Source organism: Mesorhizobium sp. M7A.F.Ca.MR.148.00.0.0 (assembly GCF_003997735.1).
GTDB lineage: Bacteria > Pseudomonadota > Alphaproteobacteria > Rhizobiales > Rhizobiaceae > Mesorhizobium.
On sequence record NZ_RZTB01000260.1, the window covers coordinates 1 to 1,765 of the forward strand.

Consider the following 1,765-nt stretch of genomic DNA (forward strand, 5'->3'; position numbering starts at 1 on the left):
GCGCGGGCAACCATAAAACGCGGGTGGCCTGCGTACATAGCGGATTATTCGGTGCAACCATCCCATTTGACTTGCTACCTTCACGAAGCGGCACTGATCACTCTGGTATAGACGTTGGCTGGAACGTGGACTGAAATGAATCAATTGCGAATTGGCATTATCTACCCTTCCGACGGGCCGCAACCACCGCTAGTTCTGGCAGTCTCGCCCCTCCTCACGCGACGATGCACGTGATAAGGTACGTTTTCCGGCCCTTGAGATGCTTCGCGGCGCTTGTCGACGACAGCGACCTTGACTAAGCCGCGCAGGCTTTGCGGCCGATCAAGCCTGCCGCGATCGCTTCGCGTGCACCTCGACCAGCTTTGTAAGAGGGGCATGCAGGTCACCGCTCGATCATTGACAGTATCGCCCTTGGCACCAATGCACCGGCGACCTCAACCTCCAGCGGGGTCGTCGCTGCATGCCGCGCTTTGGGCGTGCGCAAGCCTGCTCTGGTGCGCCTTATCTTCGGGAAACAGCCGCGCAGTTTGAGCGCTACCTCTCAGAAGCCGAAAGCGCTGAACGCATCCCATCTGCCGTGGCATGAGATGATGGGCGAGAGATGATGACACTGAAGGGGCCGAGGAGCTTGCAGTGTCAATGTCTGGGTCTGCGCCTATGTCTGATGATAGAAGTTTCCATATTCTTGAGGCAGTTCCGAACCGGCTGGAGGCAAGCCCGCAGCGTGCGCGCAGGCGCTGGTCGGCGCAAGCAAAGGCACGGCTGATCAAGGCGACGCTGAAGCCGGGCGCGAATGTGTCGGCGATCGCGCGATAGGCTGGAATTGCGACCTCGCAGCTGTTCGGCTGGCGGCGCAAGGCGATCAAGAGCGGTGCGGTCACGCCGCAGCGGGATGCGGGTCGGCTTGGCTTTGTCGAGGTCAGCCAAGCGGCGTCTTCAACGGTGGAGATCTGTTTGGGCGATGTGGTCATTCGGGCTGGCGCCGATGTCGGCCAGGATGATTTGGCCAGGATCGCGCGGTCGGCCAGGCATGATCCTGGCCAGCGTGCAGGTGTTTGTCGCCAGCCATCCGGTCGATTTTAGAAAAGGTCCCGACGGCCCTTCTGGCACTGGTGCGCGATGCTGGCTCGGACAAGTCCAACGGCGCGCTTTAGGTCTTCCGACGCACCGACAGGTGAAGATCGTTTGGGGGGACGGGTCTGGGGTTTGGCAGGCCAGACGCGGGTGGTGTTCAGGCCGGATTAGGCGCGAAGCTGGTGCGGCCAGTCCGCTGAGAGCATTGGCTTTATGCCGGCCGTTGAGCTTGCGGAGCTTATCCGCAGTGCGCGAGCACCTGCTTCGCGCCTCGGTTGCGCTGTCGAAGCCTCTTTGAGCGAGGACAATCCCTCTCCATTAAAAGTGGTTTGGCTATATGCGCAGGTCGCGAGAGAACGCCGACTTCCTGCGTCCATGGAGTATAATTGGCGGAAAACGCCCACCTGACGCTGCTACATTCACGAAGCGGGCACTAAGCGTTCCGGTCTCCTATCAGCGATTGGCTAGCTAAAAGGTCCCGGGGGTATCAAAGCGCGAGTTTGAAGCCAACTTGACGAGAGGAACCGCCGCATCACAACTGATGTGAACGCATTTACGGCCATTTTCGGGTGACAAGCGGTCAAACAAACGTGAGCTGGGAGGAACTACGATGCAAAAGTGGAAACACAATGAAAACAGGAACGATCCCTTGAGGCGTGCACTCCTGAGGGGAATGGCTGCGCTCGGCATG

At 59.5% G+C, this 1,765-nt stretch carries 1 protein-coding gene; it reads left to right on the forward strand.

Features of this window, described 5'->3' with window-relative positions; all coding sequences use genetic code 11:
- Positions 1-657 precede the first annotated feature (657 nt).
- Positions 658-816, forward strand: a complete 159-nt coding sequence (locus EOB49_RS33740) for a transposase (RefSeq protein ID WP_164781922.1) — start codon at positions 658-660, stop codon at positions 814-816.
- Positions 817-1,765 lie beyond the last annotated feature (949 nt).